This window comes from Actinomadura harenae (assembly GCF_003696215.1).
GTDB classification, from domain to species: domain Bacteria; phylum Actinomycetota; class Actinomycetes; order Streptosporangiales; family Streptosporangiaceae; genus Spirillospora; species Spirillospora harenae.
On record NZ_RFFG01000230.1, the window covers coordinates 1 to 3478 of the forward strand.

Genomic DNA, 3478 nt, shown 5'->3' on the forward strand with positions numbered 1-3478 from the left:
TGCGGCGGGTGGCGCCGGGACGGCCGGGGGCGGCGGGCTGCTCGCCGCGACCGGCGCGAAGATCGCGGCGGCGGCCCTCGCGACCACCGTCATCGCAGGTGGCGCGGGCACCTACGTGGCCACGCGGAACGGCGGCGGGCACCCCGCAGCGAACCCGTCCCCGAAGGCGCCGCGGGTCACGCTGCTGAGCGAGACGAAGACCTTCACCCGCCCGGACGTCACCGCGACCGTCGGCTATCCGCACGTGACCGGGCTCGCGTCGGCGGCCCTCGAGGACCGCGTCAACAGGCTCCTCCGCGACCCGGCGGAGACCTGGGCGGCGGACGCGCACACCGACTTCGCCAACTTCGTCGGGCCGACGCGTCCGCCCGGGGACACCTTCCGCCCGGCGTCCGTGATCGACTTCGGGGTGAAGGGGCCGCGCTACCTGTCCGTCCAGTACCGGCCAACCTCCGGGTACCGGAACACCGTCTACAAGTCCACGCTCACCGTCGACCTGACGACGGGAAGGGCGCTCCGGACCCGCGATCTGCTGCTCCCCGCCGTGGACACCACGCAGGGCACGCGGGACCTGACGCTGCTCTTCGAACGGCACACGCCCAACGGGATCTTTTGCGGCAGGACCACGCGCCCGGACGTCGGCGACCGCTACCTGACCCCCGAGTCCGTCGACAAGGGGAGCGTCCGGCTGCTCCTCACCCCGTCCGGCGCGGAGTTCCTGATCCCGGTGACCCGGCTCGGCTACGACATGGCCTGCGGCCGCGCGGACACCCCCGTCAAGATCCCCTACACCCAGCTGCGCGGAACCCTGCGCCCCGACGTCCTCAGGTCCCTGACGGGCGGCTGAGCCCGGACGCGCCGGAGCCCCCGTGTGCGGGCACGGGGGCTCCGAACGAGCAGGGCGGCCGAGCGGGTTGGACGGCCGGGGCGCCGGTCGGCCGGCGGCGAGGCCGCGTGGCCGTCACGGGGCCTCGAGGACGGGGTCAGAAGTACGAGCGGCGGCGCCTGCCGAGGCGGCCCGAGCCCCAGCGGCCGGTGCCGTGCGAGGTCAGGGCGGCCACGCCGACCGCCGCGATGACCACGCTGAGGACGAAGGCGAGCACCGATCCGGCGCCGAGCGCGCCCGCGACCAGCCCGCCGAGGATGGCGCCGACGATTCCGACGCCGATGGTCAGCAGGATCCCGATCGGGTTGCGGCCGGGGACCAGCAGGCGCGCCAGCGCGCCGATCACCAATCCCACGAAGATGAACCAGAGGACCGTGAGCATGACTGTCGATCACCGTTCCGTGGTGGGGACGCCCCGCCGGTGCGGGGCGGCCTGTCCGTGGTCGGTATGCCCTCGGTGCCCGATTCAAACATCCTGCCGGGGTCCGGCCGCCCGGAACGGGGCGGCCGGATCGCCGGATCGGGCGTAAGTCCAGGTCAGGCCCAGGTCGGGCCCGGCCCGGTCAGGAGTAGGTCGTGCCGAAGCCGACCGAGTGGCCCTCGTCCTCGCCGATCTCCAGATAGGCGACGTGGGCGGCGGGGACCACCATGCGGCCGCCCTTGCGGTCCTCCAGGACGAACACGCCGCCGGTCTCGGCGAGCGCGCCCGCGAGGAGGCCCTGGACCTCGTCCGCGGTCAGCCTGGTCTCGACCACCAGTTCCTTGGGGACGAACTGCACCCCGATGCGTACCTGCACGCGACGCTCCTTATGTCCGAGGCTTCTCGTCCGAGTGTGCCCGCTGGGACGGCCCGATGGGACGGCCCGCAGGGAGCGCCCGCCGGAACGCGCCGGTCAGGAGGAGCTGCGCGGGAACCCGGAGATGCCGCGCCAGGCGAGGCGGGCGATCATCTTCTCGGCGGTGTCCTTGGGGATCTTGCCGTGCTGGCCGAGCCAGTAGCGGGCGCTGACCTCGGCCATGCCGACCAGGCCCATGCCGAGCAGGTGCGCCTCGTCGCTGTCGGCGCCGGTGTCCTCGGCGATGACCTGGGCGACCATCTCGGCGCACTGGAGGTTGGCGCGCTCGACCCGGGCCCGGACGGGCGCCACGTTCCGCAGGTCGGACTCGAAGACCAGCCGGTACGCCTCGCCGTCGCCGGCCACGAAGTCGTAGAACGCGGCCATGGCGGCCTGCACGCGCAGCTTGTTGTCGTGCGTCGACGCCAGCGCCTCGCGGACGGTGCGGACCAGCGCCTCGGCGTGCTCGTCGAGCAGCGCCAGGTACAGCTCCAGCTTGCCCGGGAAGTGCTGGTACAGCACGGGCTTGCTGACACCCGCGCGCTCGGCGATCTCGTCCATCGCCGCGGCGTGGTAGCCCTGGGCGACGAACACCTCCTGCGCAGCGCCGAGCAGCTGCCTGCGCCGCGCCAGACGCGGCAGGCGCGTGCCGCGGGGGCGGGCGTCCGGTGTCGCGGTCACCACACTCTCCGATCACCGATCAGTGCGGCGGTCCGGGGGTCGTCCGCCGCGGGAGTCAATCCCACCATCCTACGCGCCGGTAACCTCAAAGGTCACCCACGGACGGGTCCGGGTCGCTCCGCGTGTCCTGTCCGTCACACCCGTGCCACCCACGTATGTGCAGGTCAGGGCGGTATGGGGTGGTCAGCGGTAGTCCTCCTCATCCTGCCGGACGACGCGTCCCTGCTCGACGAAGTCGGCCTCGTCCACGTCCATCGGCGGCGGGCCCTGCGACTCGTCCTCGTCGGACTCCAGGTCGGTCATCTGCTCGGCGGCGTCGGCGTCGCTGCGGTCGTCGGACGGCGTCGGCGGCTCGGTTCCGGGCCGCCGGTCCTCGGTCTCGCTCATCGCGTGTCATCCCCTCATGCGGGCGGAGTGCGGGCGGAGTGCGGGCGGAGTGCCCCCGGGAGTGCCCTCGGAATGCCCCCGGCATGCCCTTGGAATGCCCCCGGACGCGCCGGGCGGCCGGGCGTTCAGAGCCGTCCGGCCAGCTCGCGCAGCGGCGCCTCGACGGCCTCCCCGAAGGTGGGGAAGGCGTGGACGACGTCGGTGAGCAGGCTGAGCGGCGTCTCCGCCCGGATCGCCAGCGCGATCTCACTCATCCACTCCTCAGCGTAGAGCCCGACCGCGGCGGCCCCCACGAGCAGCCCGCGTTCGGCGTCCGCGTAGAGCTCGACGCGGCCCCGGTCCTCGGCCTCCACGGACGCCCGCGCCGTCGCCGACAGGTCGCGGCCCGCCATGATCAGGCGCGTCCCGGCCCGCTCGGCGTGGACGGGGCTGACGCCCACCGCGTACACGGTCGGGGCCGTGTAGACCACGCGCGGGATCGCCCGGTAGTCGGCCTCGTGGCGCTTGCCGAGGATGTTCGAGACGACCACGCGGGCCTGGTAGCGGGCCGCGTGCGTGGTGCGCGCGACGCCGGTGACGTCCCCGGCCGCCCAGACGCCGCCGCCCGGCTCCGCCATCGGCGGGGCCCCGCCCGCGCCGTTCGCCTCGCCGTTCGCCGTGCCGTCGGCGGCCTGCGGGGACCACGTGC

At 74.0% G+C, this 3478-nt stretch carries 5 protein-coding genes and 1 pseudogene; 1 reads left to right on the forward strand and 5 read right to left on the reverse strand.

What is annotated here, in order from left to right:
* A partial coding sequence (locus tag EBO15_RS42910) for a hypothetical protein (protein ID WP_158628510.1) occupies positions 1–847 on the forward strand: 847 nt, incomplete at its 5' end.
* Positions 848–983: 136 nt separating this feature from the next.
* On the opposite strand, the gene EBO15_RS42915 is transcribed toward EBO15_RS42910, so the two are convergent.
* From EBO15_RS42915 to EBO15_RS42935, 5 genes and pseudogenes are all read right to left on the reverse strand, one after another.
* Positions 984–1268 (reverse strand): GlsB/YeaQ/YmgE family stress response membrane protein, encoded by a 285-nt coding sequence (locus EBO15_RS42915; protein WP_122200159.1) that lies wholly within the window; start codon positions 1266–1268, stop codon positions 984–986.
* A 181-nt stretch (positions 1269–1449) separates the two neighbouring features.
* The gene (locus EBO15_RS42920) at positions 1450–1683 is read right to left on the reverse strand and encodes a DUF3107 domain-containing protein (protein WP_122200160.1); all 234 of its coding nucleotides are present in this window, start codon (positions 1681–1683) and stop codon (positions 1450–1452) included.
* Positions 1684–1779: 96 nt separating this feature from the next.
* On the reverse strand, positions 1780–2403 hold the full coding sequence (locus EBO15_RS42925) for a TetR/AcrR family transcriptional regulator (protein ID WP_122200161.1): 624 nt from the start codon (positions 2401–2403) through the stop codon (positions 1780–1782).
* A 183-nt stretch (positions 2404–2586) separates the two neighbouring features.
* On the reverse strand, positions 2587–2790 hold the full coding sequence (locus tag EBO15_RS42930) for a hypothetical protein (protein WP_122200162.1): 204 nt from the start codon (positions 2788–2790) through the stop codon (positions 2587–2589).
* A gap of 125 nt (positions 2791–2915) precedes the next feature.
* Positions 2916–3478: pseudogene (locus EBO15_RS42935) on the reverse strand (NAD(P)/FAD-dependent oxidoreductase); the annotation flags it as partial.